The organism is Flavobacterium weaverense (assembly GCF_003688495.1).
GTDB lineage: Bacteria > Bacteroidota > Bacteroidia > Flavobacteriales > Flavobacteriaceae > Flavobacterium > Flavobacterium weaverense.
The window spans coordinates 397,375-412,766 of sequence record NZ_REFH01000008.1 but is presented as its reverse complement, the minus strand read 5'-3'; the positions used below and the strand labels follow the sequence as shown (position 1 = coordinate 412,766).

Annotated in this window: 17 protein-coding genes; 12 read left to right on the top strand and 5 right to left on the bottom strand. The window is 32.9% G+C overall.

From position 1 onward, the window contains the following. Positions 1–17: 17 nt before the first annotated feature. Positions 18–1,361, bottom strand: coding sequence for an NADP-specific glutamate dehydrogenase (gdhA, locus tag BC961_RS05440; RefSeq protein ID WP_121924844.1), 1,344 nt, complete (start codon positions 1,359–1,361; stop codon positions 18–20). Between the two features lie 390 nt (positions 1,362–1,751). Then, positions 1,752–3,095: an NADP-specific glutamate dehydrogenase gene (gene gdhA / locus BC961_RS05435; protein WP_121924843.1), complete on the bottom strand. Its 1,344-nt coding sequence runs from the start codon at positions 3,093–3,095 to the stop codon at positions 1,752–1,754. Positions 3,096–3,369: 274 nt separating this feature from the next. Here gdhA (BC961_RS05435) and BC961_RS05430 point away from each other — a divergent pair, with 274 nt between their 5' ends. Next, positions 3,370–4,179: a THC0290_0291 family protein gene (locus BC961_RS05430; RefSeq protein ID WP_121924842.1), complete on the top strand. Its 810-nt coding sequence runs from the start codon at positions 3,370–3,372 to the stop codon at positions 4,177–4,179. A 77-nt stretch (positions 4,180–4,256) separates the two neighbouring features. On the opposite strand, the gene BC961_RS05425 is transcribed toward BC961_RS05430, so the two are convergent. Beyond that, positions 4,257–5,411, bottom strand: coding sequence for a cystathionine gamma-synthase (locus BC961_RS05425; protein WP_262706556.1), 1,155 nt, complete (start codon positions 5,409–5,411; stop codon positions 4,257–4,259). Positions 5,412–5,503: 92 nt separating this feature from the next. On the opposite strand from BC961_RS05425, the gene BC961_RS05420 reads away from it, so the two are divergent. The 7 genes from BC961_RS05420 to nadD all read left to right on the top strand — a co-directional run bounded on the left by BC961_RS05420 (position 5,504) and on the right by nadD (position 10,397). Further along, a complete protein-coding gene (locus BC961_RS05420; RefSeq protein WP_121924840.1) occupies positions 5,504–6,247 on the top strand; it encodes a DUF3298 and DUF4163 domain-containing protein in 744 nt (247 codons plus the stop codon). A 255-nt stretch (positions 6,248–6,502) separates the two neighbouring features. After that, positions 6,503–6,859, top strand: coding sequence for an arsenate reductase family protein (locus tag BC961_RS05415; RefSeq protein ID WP_121924839.1), 357 nt, complete (start codon positions 6,503–6,505; stop codon positions 6,857–6,859). Continuing rightward, positions 6,852–7,778 carry a DMT family transporter gene (locus BC961_RS05410; protein WP_121924838.1) on the top strand — a complete coding sequence of 309 codons (927 nt, stop codon included), beginning with the start codon at positions 6,852–6,854 and terminating at the stop codon, positions 7,776–7,778. Before BC961_RS05415 ends, BC961_RS05410 begins: the two co-directional genes overlap by 8 nt. A gap of 73 nt (positions 7,779–7,851) precedes the next feature. Further along, positions 7,852–8,712, top strand: coding sequence for a YicC/YloC family endoribonuclease (locus BC961_RS05405; protein ID WP_121924837.1), 861 nt, complete (start codon positions 7,852–7,854; stop codon positions 8,710–8,712). Between the two features lie 80 nt (positions 8,713–8,792). Next, positions 8,793–9,374 (top strand): guanylate kinase, encoded by a 582-nt coding sequence (gene gmk, locus BC961_RS05400; protein ID WP_121924836.1) that lies wholly within the window; start codon positions 8,793–8,795, stop codon positions 9,372–9,374. 31 nt (positions 9,375–9,405) lie between these two features. Beyond that, complete coding sequence (locus BC961_RS05395) at positions 9,406–9,771, top strand: four helix bundle protein (RefSeq protein ID WP_121924835.1); 366 nt, start codon at positions 9,406–9,408, stop codon at positions 9,769–9,771. A gap of 32 nt (positions 9,772–9,803) precedes the next feature. Next, the gene (gene nadD / locus BC961_RS05390; RefSeq protein WP_121924834.1) at positions 9,804–10,397 is read left to right on the top strand and encodes a nicotinate (nicotinamide) nucleotide adenylyltransferase; all 594 of its coding nucleotides are present in this window, start codon (positions 9,804–9,806) and stop codon (positions 10,395–10,397) included. On the opposite strand, the gene BC961_RS05385 is transcribed toward nadD, so the two are convergent. Next, positions 10,398–11,294, bottom strand: a complete 897-nt coding sequence (locus BC961_RS05385) for a LysR family transcriptional regulator (RefSeq protein ID WP_121924833.1) — start codon at positions 11,292–11,294, stop codon at positions 10,398–10,400. Positions 11,295–11,379: 85 nt separating this feature from the next. Here BC961_RS05385 and BC961_RS05380 point away from each other — a divergent pair, with 85 nt between their 5' ends. The 4 genes from BC961_RS05380 (at position 11,380) to BC961_RS14645 (ending at position 14,893) form a co-directional block, all read left to right on the top strand. Next, on the top strand, positions 11,380–12,150 hold the full coding sequence (locus tag BC961_RS05380; RefSeq protein WP_170151289.1) for a type 1 glutamine amidotransferase domain-containing protein: 771 nt from the start codon (positions 11,380–11,382) through the stop codon (positions 12,148–12,150). Between the two features lie 4 nt (positions 12,151–12,154). Beyond that, a complete protein-coding gene (locus tag BC961_RS05375) occupies positions 12,155–13,318 on the top strand; it encodes an iron-containing alcohol dehydrogenase (RefSeq protein WP_121924832.1) in 1,164 nt (387 codons plus the stop codon). Between the two features lie 313 nt (positions 13,319–13,631). Then, entirely contained in the window at positions 13,632–14,627 is a 996-nt protein-coding gene (locus BC961_RS05370; RefSeq protein WP_121924831.1) for an NAD(P)H-dependent glycerol-3-phosphate dehydrogenase, read from the top strand. A 17-nt stretch (positions 14,628–14,644) separates the two neighbouring features. Continuing rightward, positions 14,645–14,893 carry a hypothetical protein gene (locus BC961_RS14645; RefSeq protein WP_147440530.1) on the top strand — a complete coding sequence of 83 codons (249 nt, stop codon included), beginning with the start codon at positions 14,645–14,647 and terminating at the stop codon, positions 14,891–14,893. Here the strand turns inward: BC961_RS14645 and BC961_RS05365 are convergent. After that, complete coding sequence (locus tag BC961_RS05365; protein ID WP_121924830.1) at positions 14,864–15,271, bottom strand: hypothetical protein; 408 nt, start codon at positions 15,269–15,271, stop codon at positions 14,864–14,866. The two genes, BC961_RS14645 and BC961_RS05365, sit on opposite strands and share 30 nt — an antisense overlap. Between the last annotated feature and the right edge of the window lie 121 nt (positions 15,272–15,392).

The window sequence follows — 15,392 nt, the reverse complement described above, 5'->3', positions numbered from 1 at the left end:
AGTTAAAAAAAATAAATTTACACCACTCCTTGGGCAAGCATTGCGTCAGCAACTTTTACAAATCCAGCAATATTTGCTCCTTTGACGTAATCTACATGACCTGTCTCATCTGTACCATATTTCACGCATGAAATATGAATGTCAGCCATAATATCTTTTAATCGTTCATCCACTTTTTCGAATGACCATTTTAAACGAAGTGAATTTTGCGACATTTCAAGTCCTGATGTAGTAACTCCGCCAGCATTTGAAGCTTTTCCGGGCGCATAAAATATCTTCGCTTTTTGGAAAACAGCCATCGCTGCTGGAGTAGAAGGCATATTAGCTCCTTCTGCAACGCAAATACAACCATTTTCTACTAATGCTCTCGCATCTTCCTCGTCTAATTCATTCTGAGTTGCACAAGGCAATGCAATATCACATTTCACATTCCACGGTCGCGCACCAATTATATATTTAGCTTTAGGATATTTAGCTACATAATCCTTGATCGTTCCTTTCAATTCATTTTTAAGCTCCATGACATATTCTAATTTCTCAGTATCAAAACCATCTTCGTCATAAACATATCCAAGAGAATCAGAAAGTGCGATTACTTTACCACCAAGTTCATTTACTTTTTCAATAGCATACTGTGCAACATTTCCTGATCCTGAAATCACAACTAATTTATCTTGAAAACTATCTCCTTTTGTAGCTAGCATACTTTGCGCAAAATAAACGGTTCCGTAGCCTGTAGCTTGTGGTCTAATTAACGAACCTCCAAAGGACATTCCCTTACCAGTTAAAACACCAGTAAATTCATTTCTCATTTTTTTATACTGACCAAACATATATCCAATTTCCCGAGCTCCAACACCAATGTCACCAGCCGGAACGTCAGTATCAGGACCAATATGTCTGCATAACTCATTCATAAAACTTTGACAAAAACGCATTACTTCAATATCTGACTTTCCTTTAGGGTCAAAATTAGAACCACCTTTACCACCACCCATTGGCAGTGTGGTTAAACTATTTTTAAAGGTTTGTTCGAAAGCTAAAAATTTAAGAATACTCAAGTTTACAGAAGGATGAAAACGAATTCCACCTTTATACGGTCCAATAGCTGAATTCATTTGAACTCTATAACCACGGTTTACCTGCGTTCTACCATTGTCATCGATCCATGGCACCCGAAATATTACAATTCGCTCTGCCTCGACCATTCGCTCTAAAAGCATTTTGTTTTGATACTTCTTATTATTTTCAATAAACGGAATTACGGCTTCGGCAACTTCAAGAACTGCTTGCATAAATTCAGGCTCATTCGGGTTGTTTTTAGCAACTTCTTCGATAAAAGCAGATATACTTTGTGACATGATAAAATAGGATTAAAAACGTTCGAAAAAAATGATTTCTTGGTTTTACAAAGATAAGTCACAATCAAAATATTGAAGTTTTTTTTTTGTAATGGCCTAATTATTCGCCATTCGGTAATTAACGACTGCCAAAAATAATTTATAGCAAATATGAAATAAGGAATTTTATCGAATTCGTAAAATCAATAAAAATTAGGGTAAGAAATTACATCTGAATATAAGGCCAATTTAAAGTTAGTAAGCTAAAAAGCGCTAGCTAAACCTTGAAAACACCTCTACTACTTTAAAATTTATTTAGTGGATACTCAAAAATAATAAATAACTAAAAAAAACAAAAAACCTCCTATCAAGTAAATGATAGAAGGTTTATTAAAAATTGTAAAAATTTAATTATACCACTCCTTGAGCAAGCATTGCATCAGCAACTTTTACAAAACCAGCGATATTTGCTCCTTTTACGTAGTTTACATAACCGTCAGCATCTGTACCGTATTGCTTACATTGATTATGAATTCCCTTCATAATTTCTTTTAATCTTGAATCTACTTCTTCACTCGTCCAGTTTAAACGAATAGAATTTTGAGTCATTTCTAATCCCGAAGCGGCAACACCACCAGCATTAGCAGCTTTACCTGGAGCAAAAAGTACTTTAGCATTTAAGAATTCCTTAATTGCACCTAATGTACTTGGCATATTTGCTGCCTCTGTAACACACATAACACCATTAGCAATTAATTTTTTAGCATCCTCATCATGCAACTCATTTTGTGTAGCACAAGGAATTGCAACGTCAACTTTAACTTCCCATACACTTCTTCCTTTATGGAATGTTGCGTTTGGAAATTTTTCTAAATACGCTTCTACTCTATTATCACCTCTGTTTCTCATTTCAACCATAAAGTCGATCTTTTCACCAGAGATACCTTCTTCGTCATAAATATAACCATCAGGTCCAGAAATCGTTACTAATTTCCCACCAAGGTCATTTACTTTTAAAGCAACTCCCCAAGCTACATTTCCAAAACCTGAAATAGCAACTCTTTTATCTTTTATAGATTCACCTATAGTTTGCAACATTTGTTCTGTAAAATAAACTACACCATAACCTGTTGCTTCTGGACGTATCAATGAACCTCCATACGCTAATCCTTTACCAGTTAAAACTCCAGTAAATTCATTTTTGATTCTTTTGTATTGACCAAATAAATACCCAATTTCTCTTGCACCAACACCAATATCTCCAGCAGGAACGTCAAGTTGTGGTCCAATGTGTCTGCACAATTCCGTCATGAATGATTGACAAAAACGCATTACTTCACCATCAGATTTACCTTGTGGATCAAAATCAGAACCTCCTTTTCCACCACCCATTGGCAAAGTAGTCAAGCTATTTTTAAACACTTGTTCGAAAGCTAAAAATTTCAATACTGATAAATTCACAGTGTGATGAAAACGGATCCCTCCTTTATATGGTCCAATTGCTGAGTTCATTTGAATTCTGAATCCTCTATTTACTTGTATTTCTCCTTTATCATCAACCCATGGAACACGGAATATGATTGAACGTTCCGGCTCTGTCATCCTTAAAAGAAGATTTTTACCGTCATATTTTTTTTGAGTAACGATAAATGGAATTACTGTTTCTGCAAATTCTCTAACTGCTTGAATGAATTCAGGTTCATTTGGATTTTTGGCTTCAACCTGAGCCATAAAATCATTTATTTTTATTGACATAGAATATATGTTTAAATTAAGAAAACGATATCGTAATACATCACAAATATACATTTTATAAAATATTCAGCCATATTTTTTTTAATCTATCAATAGAATTATCTTTATATTAAGAATTCACCAATAATTATATTTCTCACAAACACTTTTAAAGCTTTTTATTAGGAATTTCGCAAGCAAATAAGATTTTATCGCTTTCTTTTTAATTTTTATTTATTTTCCAAATGATTGATGTTTTTATATATTTGTAAGGATTGCAAAATTCCACCAACAAATGATCAAACAAATTCTATTTCTTTTATTAATCCTTTTTGGGCTGCCTAGTACGACAATTGCTCAATTTGGTGGGTTTTCCCATGAAGTAGGAATTATTGCTGGACCAATTGCTTTTCAATCTGATTACGGCCAAAGATCAAACCTCTCTACTAATGCTGGTAATACAGGACTTGGTATAGGAATTATACATTATCTAAATTTTTCATATAAAGAAGATTGCAACTGCTACACTCCAGATACTTACTTTAACGATCATTTTAAATTTAGAACTGAACTATCTTATAATAAAACTGAATTGCAACATTTTGGAAAATGGGTGTCAGAACAGAAGAAGGGGGACGTTACAGACTACCTTCGAGCGATGAAGGGAAGTACTGCCGTGACAAATTTGGGTGTCCAATTAGAATTTTATCCTTTTAGCGTACGCGAATTTAGTGCAACTATTGGAAGTTTAGCGCCATTTATTAGTATCGGAGGTCAGTTCAGTTACTACAACACTAAAAATTCACAAGGTCCTATTCCACCAATTCCTTTTATTTTACCATATACTATTAATAAGTACGTAGTTCCTTCAGATGGTCGACCCCATGGGTACTCAACGGAAGGTAGAACAGTATTGTCTGTAGTTTCTAGTGTGGGAACGCGTTACAAATTAACAACCTTATCTGATTTAATGATTGATCTAAGAGGACAATATTTCTTTTCAAACTGGGTAGATGGTTTGAATCCTAATCCAGCTATTTATAAAGAAAATAAAGCTAATGATTGGCTGGTTTGGTTTAATGTGGGGTACATTTATTATTTATAATTAAAAGACTTGATTCTATAAAAGCAAAAAGCTCCAATTCAGAAAATTGGAGCTTTTTGCTTTTATAGATAGTAGCTTTATGTTAATGCTTGTTTCAAATCTTCAATCAAATCATCTGCATCTTCGATACCTACACTCAATCGAACTAGATCATCAGTTATTCCAATTTCTTTTCGTTTCTCTTCTGGAATTGAAGCATGTGTCATCAAAGCAGGATGATTCGCTAATGATTCTACTCCACCTAAAGATTCTGCTAAAGTGAATACTTTTACTTTTTCAAGAAAGTCAATTGCATCTTCTTTTTTACCCGAAACAAAAGTAAAAGAAACCATTCCGCCAAAACCACTCATTTGCTTTTTAGCGATTTCATGATAAGGATGACTTGGTAATCCTGGATAATATACGGTTTTAACTTTTGGATGAGTACTCAAAAATTCTACTACTTTACCTCCATTTTCACAATGTCTTTCCACACGTAAATGCAAGGTTTTTATTCCTCTTAAAATTAAGAAACTGTCCATCGGTCCTAAGGTAGCACCAGTTGCAAATTGTTGAAAATGCAATTGTTCGCCTAGCGCTTCGTCCTTTACAATTAGAGCTCCAGCAATAACATCAGAGTGTCCACCTAGATATTTTGTTGCAGAGTGCATTACGATATCAGCGCCTAAATCTAAAGGTTTCTGTAAATAAGGAGTTGCAAAGGTATTATCAACAGCAAAAAGAATTTTTTTCTCTTTCGTTATTTTAGCGATTTCTTGAATATCAGCTAATTTCATCAATGGATTAGTAGGCGTTTCAACCCAAACTAATTTTGTGTTTTCATTAATTAATGACTTGAATTTCTCCATGTCATTCATGTCTACAAAATGAAATTTTATACCTGAATCTTTATAAATACGCGTAAACATTCTATACGTTCCGCCATATAAATCATCCATAGCGATAATTTCATCTCCAGATTTAAAAGAGCGCAAAACGCAATCAGTAGCAGCTAGTCCTGATGAAAAAGCCAATCCTCTTGTTCCATTTTCTATACTTGCTAATGCATTTTCTAATGCACTTCTAGTAGGATTTGCAGCTCTACTATATTCATAATCTGGGTTTAAAGGTTGCCCTGGACTAGTTTGTATAAATGTTGATGTTTGATATACTGGAGGCATAACAGCTCCAGTGCTTGGATCATGATGTTGACCACCATGAATAACTTTAGTATTAAATTTCATAAGTTGAATTTTTGATGCAAAATTGTTTTGCAAATTTACCCTTTAATTTTATCTAACCAAGAAACAAGTAAGTACCTTTGTTTTTAATTAACATTTTTGACATGAAATACTTTATAATCTACACCTTATTGCTTTTTTCAGTAGCGCAATGTTCTAACGAATTAGTTTTTGAAGAGCAGTCTTTTCAGAAGAAAACTACTTTGCCGTGTACTGGAGACTGTCCATCAATTAGTGTGAAAATTCCTGTTGCAAATGCAGTTCCTGTAGTAGCAGACAGTATCAATAAAAAAGTTTTTTCAGTTCTAAAAGAAATTATTTATTTTGGCGAAAAGCCCTATACTTCTAAGGATTATAATGGATTATTAACATCGTTCATTAATTCTTATGAAAAACTTCAAAAAGAGTTTCCAAAGGATAAATTTGGCTGGGAAGCTGACATCAAAGGAAGTGTAAAATATCAATCAGAAAACATATTGAATATAGAAATCAATCATTATACATACACCGGAGGCGCTCATGGTTATCAAGGTTTACGTTCGCTACTTTTTGATCCTAACACGGGAAAATCTATAATTAATGACGAACTTTTTATTGACAAAGCAAGTTTCAAAGCTTTGGCTGAAAAAAAATTCAGAGCTAAATATAAAATTCCAGCAAGCAAATCGATCAATTCTACCGGTTTAATGTTTGAAAAAGAAATGTTTCAGTTACCACAAAATATATTCTTTACTGACAAAGGATTATTGCTTTATTATAATTCATATGAAGTAGCATCGTATGCTGATGGAGCTAAAGAACTATTATTGTCATATACTGAAGTGAATGATTATTTAGCAGTAAAATAGCTATCTCCCCAATATCTTAGCCCTGACAGTAATGAAATTCCTATAGTCCTTAACCCTATTTTTTTCACGAAGAAAAGAGCGACCGCAGGAAGCTCCTTTTATGACTTATAAAAAAAGGATTAAGAACTAGAGATTGAAATGTATGGCGGGAATAGCTCCTAAAAAAAAATAAATATTAGTTTAAGAACTTTTATAAAAAATTGATCACTTTTAGTACCAAATTATTTTCCTTTGCATAAAGAAACTACCCTTATTATGGACAAAATATATTATCTCGCTTCGTGCGACACTTGCAGAAAAATCATAAAATCATTACCGAAAGACCATGATTTTAAATTTCATGATATTAAACAAGATCCTATAACTGTCGACGAATTAGAGCAAATGCGCGAACTTTCGGGAAGTTACGAAGCACTTTTCAGTAAAAAAGCACAGTTGTACAAATCAATGGATTTAAAAAACAAAGCCTTGACCGAAGAGGATTATAAAAAATACATTTTAGAGCATTATACCTTTTTAAGTCGTCCTGTTTTTATTATCGATAATAAAATTTACATTGGTAACACGCAACAAAACATGCACCAAGTAATGCTCGCTTTAGGAAATGTCTAAAAGAAATCTTGCACTGATAGGAGCTACGATTGTCTCTATAATTTACGGTGTAACCTTTACGATTGCTAAGGACGTAATGCCATTATACATTGATGCCTACGGTTTTATTTTATTGCGTGTAGGTGGATCGGTAATCTTGTTTTGGTTGGTTTGGTTTTTTATTAAATTGCTAAGTTTTAAAAAAGAAGATCGTAATAGCACTATTGAACTTGCTGATTTTCCTCGAATAATTGCTGCAGCATTCTTTGGGGTGGCTTTCAACATGCTTACTTTTTTCAAAGGTTTAAGTCTTACTTCGCCTATTTCAGCCGCTGTAATTATGGTTTCTACGCCCATGATTGTTTTAGCGCTTTCAGCTATAATAATGAAAGAGCGAATGAAAAGTCGAATGATTTTTGGGATTCTATTAGGATTGATAGGAACGGGATTTCTTATCTTGTATGGAAAATCTATTGGAAGCGCGACTAATGCAGGACTCGGGAATTTTTTAGTTTTAGTAAATGCAATTTCCTATGGTTTTTATTTAATTATTGTCAAAAAATTGATGGATAAATACAATGCTTTTGCTTTTGTAAAATGGATTTATTTGTTTGGTTTTATAATGGTGTTGCCTTTTGGCTGGAGCCAATTTGAAGCTGTAGATTGGTCCGCAATTCCTACTGATATTTCTTGGAAAATAGTGTTTGTCGTTATTATTTCGACATTCCTAACGTATCTTTTGAACTTACTTTCTATGAAAGAGTTAAAACCAACAACAGTAGCTGTTTTTATCTATTTGCAACCTTTGTTCGCAACAATTTTTGCGATAGGTTTAGGAAAAGACGAGTTGAGTTGGGTTAAAATTATTTCAGCTTTATTGATATTTATTGGAGTTTACTTAGTGACATACTCCCCTAACCCCTCCAAAGGAGGGGAATAGAACTATATTCAAATTTCTCCTTCGGGGGTCAGGGGGAATTTTTTACTATCTTTGCCCTCTTTTAGAAAATTATATGATACAATCAATGACAGGTTTTGGGAAAGCAACTTTGCAATTACCATCCAAAAAAATTACGGTAGAAGTAAAATCTTTGAACAGCAAAGGTTTAGATCTAAATGTGAGAATGCCTTCGCTATATCGAGAAATGGAATTGGGATTAAGAAACCAAATCGCATTAAAACTTGAAAGAGGAAAAGTTGATTTTTCTATTTTTATTGAAAGCACTGCTGAACAAACTTCTACAAAAGTAAATGTGCCAATTGTAAAAGCCTATATCAATCAATTGAGAGAAGTATACGCTGATGCTGATGAAACGGAACTAATGAAAATGGCGATTCGGATGCCAGATACTATGAAAATAGAGCGCGATGAAATTGACGAGAACGATTGGGTACAAATCCAAACTGTTATCGAGGAAGCTTTACAAAACATCTTGACTTTTAGAAAAGATGAAGGAATGTCATTAGAAAAAGAATTTCAATTGCGAATTGGAAATATTCGTCAATATATGAATGACGCTTTAGCATTAGATCCAGAACGTGTTCAAACTATTAAAGACCGTTTACAAACTGCGATTGCAGAACTAAAAGTAAACGTTGATGAAAATCGTTTCGAACAAGAATTGATTTATTATCTTGAAAAATTAGACATCACTGAAGAAAAAGTACGTTTGACGAATCACCTCGATTATTTCCTAGAAACTATTAACGGAACGGAAGCTAACGGAAGAAAATTAGGATTTATCACTCAAGAAATGGGTCGCGAGATCAACACTATGGGTTCTAAATCTAATCATGCTCAAATGCAAAAATTAGTCGTTCAGATGAAAGACGAATTGGAAAAAATAAAAGAACAGGTATTGAATGTTTTATAGAGGAATTAGTAACTAGTGAATAGGAATTACACTATGCTAAACTAATCACTAATTACTATTCATTAATCACTTAAAAAATAATGAACAAAGGAGGAAAATTAATTGTTTTTTCAGCACCATCAGGATCTGGAAAAACAACTATCGTGAAACATTTACTAGCACAAGATGATTTGAATTTAGAATTTTCTATTTCAGCAGCGTCACGCGACGCTAGAGGTGAGGAAGTAAACGGAAAGGATTACTATTTCATATCTACCGAAGAATTCAAAAAACACATCAAAAATGACGATTTCCTCGAATGGGAAGAAGTCTATCGCGATAATTTTTACGGAACTTTAAAAAGTGAAGTAGAACGCATCTGGGCATTAGGAAAAAATGTGATTTTTGATATTGATGTCGCTGGTGGATTAAGAATTAAAAGTAAATTCCCAAACGAAACTTTAGCTGTTTTCGTTAAGCCACCAAGTATCGACGAATTAAAAATTCGCTTGAAAAAACGCTCTACTGAAAGTGAAGACAAAATCAATATGCGCATCGCTAAAGCTTCTGTTGAGTTAGTCACTGCACCACAATTTGATGTTGTTATAAAGAATTACGATTTGCAAGTTGCTTTAGAAGAAGCACATCAGTTAGTGAAGGATTTTATAAGTAAAAAAAAGTGATTGGTAAAAAGTAACTAGTAATTAGCTTAAGATGGCAGAAATTAAATCATATAAAGATTTACTGATTTGGCAAAAGGGAATTAGAATTGTCTGTTTAGTATATCAGCTAGTAAAATCATTTCCTAAAGAAGAACTATATGCCTTAACAAGTCAATTGAAAAGAGCTTCAGTTTCAATTCCATCAAATATTGCAGAGGGTTATGGTAGAAATACTCAAAAATCATTTAATCATTTTTTAGATATTTCTAGAGGTTCATTATTTGAAATAGAAACTCAGTTACTCATTGCTAATGAACTTGGTTTTATTATAGATCAAACTTTGTATAAAGAAATATTGGGACAAATTGAGGAAGAATCTAAGATGATAAATTCATTTTCAAAAACTCTCAAAAACTAATTACTTTTTACTAATCACTATTTACCAAGATAATGAAGATAGGACTTTACTTCGGAACATTCAACCCCATTCATATTGGGCATCTAATTATCGCCAATCATATGGCGGAATATTCTGATTTAGACCAAATCTGGATGGTGGTGACGCCGCACAATCCTTTTAAGAAAAAAAATACTTTACTTGAAGATTCACATCGTTTGGAGATGGTGCATCTTGCTACTGAAGACTTTCCTAAAATCAAACCTTCAGATATAGAGTTTAAATTAGCACAGCCCAATTATACCATAAACACATTAGTTCATTTACAGGAAAAACATCCTACTTATGAATTTTCGTTAATTATGGGAGAAGACAATCTAAGGTCTCTTCATAGATGGAAAAATTACGAAGCTATTATAGCGCATCACGAAATTTATGTCTATCCGAGAATATCAACTGATGAAGAAAACTTAGAATCAAAAGAATCGCAACATTTCGGGACAAAAATTCATATGATCGATGCGCCTGTAGTAGAAATTTCATCCACTTTTATTCGGGATAATATTAAAAAAGGAAAGAATGTGCAGCCATTACTACCTACTGAAGTTTGGAAATATATTGACCACAATAATTTCTATAAAAAGTAATTAGTCTAAGGCACTTATTAATTCTAATTCTATTTTTTCGAAAATAGTATTTAAGTTTTCATTTTTAGCTGATAATAAAAACACCTCTGAACTAGGCATTTCTTTGCTGTTCCACAATAATTTTATTTTCCTATCTCCAATAAATTTTTTTGCATTAATATCCCACACCACTGCAACACCTAAATTTCTTGAAAGTATTTCAATCATTTCATTTTCGGAAGGAATTATGTAATTTGGAACCATAGAAGGCCTTTTTTTATTAAAAACATGGAGCCAGAATAATTTTATATGTGGAATTCCTGCATCGTGGCTAAACCATTTCTGGTCATTTAACCAGTTTTCAGTTGCGTCATTGTCTTTATTCTTAATAGTCGCTTTTAGTTCAGATTCGTTAATGGTATTTGATCCAACTATTACTTGTCTTATTTCTCCAACCTTTTTTTGAACGGTGTCGAAAGTGTCGTACTGCTTTGTTACAATTGCGAAATCAAGCTTTTTAGAATTTACTAATTCGAATAATTGATCATTTTCATGAAAGCTGAAATCTATAAAATCAAATTTAGAAAGTAAGACGCTTCCCATACTAATCATAAAGTGTTTTGAAAGTCCAACTGAAATTAACCGATTGGCATTAAATGCCTTAGCTCTAAAACCGTTTTCCACATTTTCCAATCGCTCAAGAGCTTCAATGATTAAATTATTGAGTAACTTAGCGTACTGTGTTGGTTCCACGCCTTTAGATTTTCTGTTGAAAAGTTTATAACCAACATGCGCTTCCAACATTCCTATCTGCTGACTCACGGCTGGTTGGCTGATAAAAAGCTCCTTTGCAGCCAAAGAAAAATTTCCATTTTTATAAACAGATTTGAAAGTCCTGTACCATTCAAGATTGACCATGATATAAATATATTTATCACAAACATAATTTATTTTATTTTTACTAATAACATATTAGCCGTAAATTTGTAGTAATAAATGAAGTATGAAAAAAATTGCAGTATTTACAATTATAGCATTAACAGTAGGTTGCTTGAGTGCAACTGCACAGAAAAAAAATAAAAAAGATATGAAAAAAGTATTATTTGTACTTACTAGTCACGATAAACTAGGAGACACGGGAGAAAAAACAGGGTATTGGACAGAAGAATTTGCAGCACCTTACTACGAGTTAGCAGACAAAGGAGTTCAAATTGATATCGCAACACCTCTTGGAGGTCAGCCACCAATAGATCCGAAAAGTGAAGATCCTTCTGCAGCTACAGAAGACACAAAAAGACTGGATAAGGATACCGACGTTCTAGCTAAATTAAAAAACACTCATAAACTATCTGATGTGAATCAAGCAGATTATGATGCTGTTTTCTATCCAGGAGGTCATGGACCGCTTTGGGATTTAGCCGAAGACAAAACTTCGATTGCTCTAATTGAATCTTTTTATAGTAATAAAAAACCAGTAGCTTTTGTATGTCACTCTCCTGGCGCACTTAAAAATGTCAAAGTAAACGGTGAATATTTAGTTAAAGGTAAAAAAGTAACTGGATTTTCTAATAGTGAAGAAGAAGCAGTAGGTTTAACTAAAGTTGTTCCTTTCTTATTAGAAGATGCTTTACAATCTAATGGTGCTAGCTATTCTAAAATAGCTGATTGGAAACCGTATGCTGTAGAAGACGGACTTTTAATTACAGGTCAAAATCCAGCTTCATCAAAATTAGTTGCTGAGAAATTATTGAACCAACTAAATTTAAAAAAATAATAGTATGTTAAATTTCGAATTATATAATCCTACAAATTTAGTTTTTGGTAAAGGACAAATTGAAAAACTATCAACTTTAGTTCCTCAAGGAGCAAAAATATTAATGACTTATGGAGGCGGAAGCATTTTTAAAAATGGTATTCACGCACAAGTAATTGAAAACCTAAAAGGTTTTGAAATCGTGGAATTTGGTGGAATCGAAGCAAATCCACATTTTGAAACTTTAATGAAAGCAGTAGCCGTTGTTAAAGAGCAAAAAATCGACTTTATTCTAGCAGTAGGTGGTGGTTCTGTGATTGATGGAACTAAATTTATATCAGCTGCAGCAAAATTTGAAGGCAATCCGATAGACATTTTACAAAAGAAATTATTGATCAAAGATTTATCGACTGTTATCCCTTTTGGAACCATTTTGACTTTACCAGCGACTGGAAGCGAAATGAATTCAGGTTCAGTAGTAACTATTGAATCTACCAAAGAAAAATTAGCTTTTGGAGGTTCTGCGTTGTTTCCAAAGTTTTCTATTTGCGATCCTACTGTTATTGAATCTTTACCTAAAAGACAATTACAAAACGGAGTTGTAGATGCTTTTACTCACGTTCTAGAACAATACTTAACGTACGTTCATGAAGGTTTTCTTCAGGATCGAATATCTGAAGGAATTTTGCAAACATTAGTAGAAATAGGACCTAAAGTCGTTGAAAATCCAAAAGACTATGCACTTGCTTCTAATTTCATGTGGAGTTGTACAATGGCGTTGAATGGATTAATTCAAAAAGGAGTTCCTTCAGACTGGGCAACGCACATGATCGGTCACGAATTAACAGCTTTGTACGGAATTGATCATGCTAGAACATTAGCAGTAGTAGGACCAAACTTATATAGAGTAATGTTTGAAACTAAAAAAGGAAAATTAGCACAATACGGAAAACGTATTTTTAATTTAACTGGAACTGAAGATGAAATTGCCAAGCAAGCAATTGACAAAACAGTCGAATTTTTCCATACTATGGGAATGGACACTAACCTATCTGACTATACACAGGAATTTGACAAAACAGCTGACTTCATAGTGAATCGCTTTGAAGAAAGAGGTTGGTTAGGTTTAGGAGAAAAACAAAACATAACTTTAGAGAAAGTAAAATCAATTGTTGAAATGAGCTATTAAAAGCTAACGAAAATTAGTAGTTTATCTTAGATCAAAATAAAAAGGCGTCCCCCATATACATGGAGGACGCCTTTTAACATTCAAAATATAACTAACTAATTCAATTCCTGTTTATCTGTTAAAAAATCGTACTAACAATACTTATAACGAATGTATACTATTTATATTGTGTGCTATATGTGAAATAATTATAATATATTTAATAAATTATGATTATTGCAATTAATGATCTGTTTTTGTTAGCAAACAAGGATTGATTAAATTTGCTTAATTGAAACAATTTTAAGTACTTTTGATTAAATTCAATATTATAATGGCCGAAAAAATAAAATTTGCAGTAATTGGTGGAGGAAGTTGGGCAACAGCGATTGCAAAAATGCTATGTGTAAATCTTTCAGAAATTTCGTGGTATATGCGTAACGATACTGCTATTGAGCATCTTAGAACATATAAGCACAATCCTAATTACTTAAGTTCTGTTGAGTTTGACACTAATAAATTAAAACTAACTAATGATATCAACGAAGCTGTTGCTTATGCTGATTATATAATATTTGCAATACCATCTGCTTTTTTAGATGCTGAACTACAAAACCTAACCGTTTCACTTCAAGATAAAATTATTTTCTCAGCAATTAAAGGTATTGTTCCTGAGACGAGTTTAATTGTGGGAGAACATTTTCATGTGAAATATGACATTCCTTATTACAACATTGGTGTAATAACTGGGCCTTGCCATGCAGAAGAAGTAGCTTTAGAGCGCTTGTCGTATCTAACTATTGCTTGTGGAGATCCCGATAAAGCTAAAGTTGTCGCTACAAATTTATCTGGTAATTACATTAAGACAAAAATTACTGACGATATAATAGGAACAGAATATGCAGCAATGTTAAAAAACATTTATGCAATAGCAGCAGGAATTGCTCATGGCTTAGGATACGGAGACAACTTCCAATCTGTATTGATGAGTAATGGAATTCGTGAGATGAAAAAATTCATCAAAAAAGTCCATAAAATGAAACGAAACATTAATGATTCTGCTTATTTAGGTGATTTATTGGTGACTGGATATTCTATATTTTCAAGAAATAGAATGTTTGGAAATATGATAGGCAAAGGCTATACAGTTAAGTCTGCAATGATGGAAATGAGCATGGTTGCTGAGGGATATTACGCAGTCAAAAGCGCATACAAACTAAATCAAGCTTACGGTGCTAAAACACCTATTATTGATGCTGTTTATTCAATCTTGTATGAAGGAAAGAATGCTAAAACTGTTTTTAAGAAACTAACGGATCAACTGGACTAGATTTAAAAGATAGTTTTATGAGCGAAAGATGGAAATATCAAATTATGACTTGCGGTCTCTGGGGGTTGATTATCGCAGTAGTCATTCCTACATTGGATTTATTTCAACTATCTTTTGAACAAGCTTTCTTGTCTAAACACAATTTAATTAGAACAATTTATTTTGTAACTTTTGGAGTATGTTTAATTGGCTACTTAAGTTGGAGAACAAAGGTAAAAAGTGAAAGCAGTATTAGTTTACCTGACAATAACACCATCTACAAATAATATAGGTACTTCTTCAACGTCCTTTTCATTTATCGAATTAGCTTTGAAGATGAACTTTTTATCGTATAATTTGTTATCCATGAAATAGGTTACCATAAAGTCATTGTTAAGTGTTAAAACACTTTTTTCAATCATTTCTATTTTTACTACTGAAACAGCTGGAACTTCTACAAAAGCGTGACGTAAAAGTGATGTCTTTTTCATTTCACCATTTATAGTTCCAAAAGCTTTAGAAACTACCATAACACTTTCAATTAGAAAGTCACTGTCGTTTACCAGATAGGCATACCAAACTTTCTCCATGAAATCGTCACTCCATTCTTGGACAACTGCAACGAAAACATTTTCTACTTCAGGGATTGTAATATCTTTTTTCATGTCATTATAGCAAACGAAACAATTAGTTGGTTCGTTATTGATTAATGTTTAGTATTAAAAACTAAAATTTCACTTGAACCGAAAACCCTAGCCCAGATGGAAACGGCATCCCCCGCTTTTG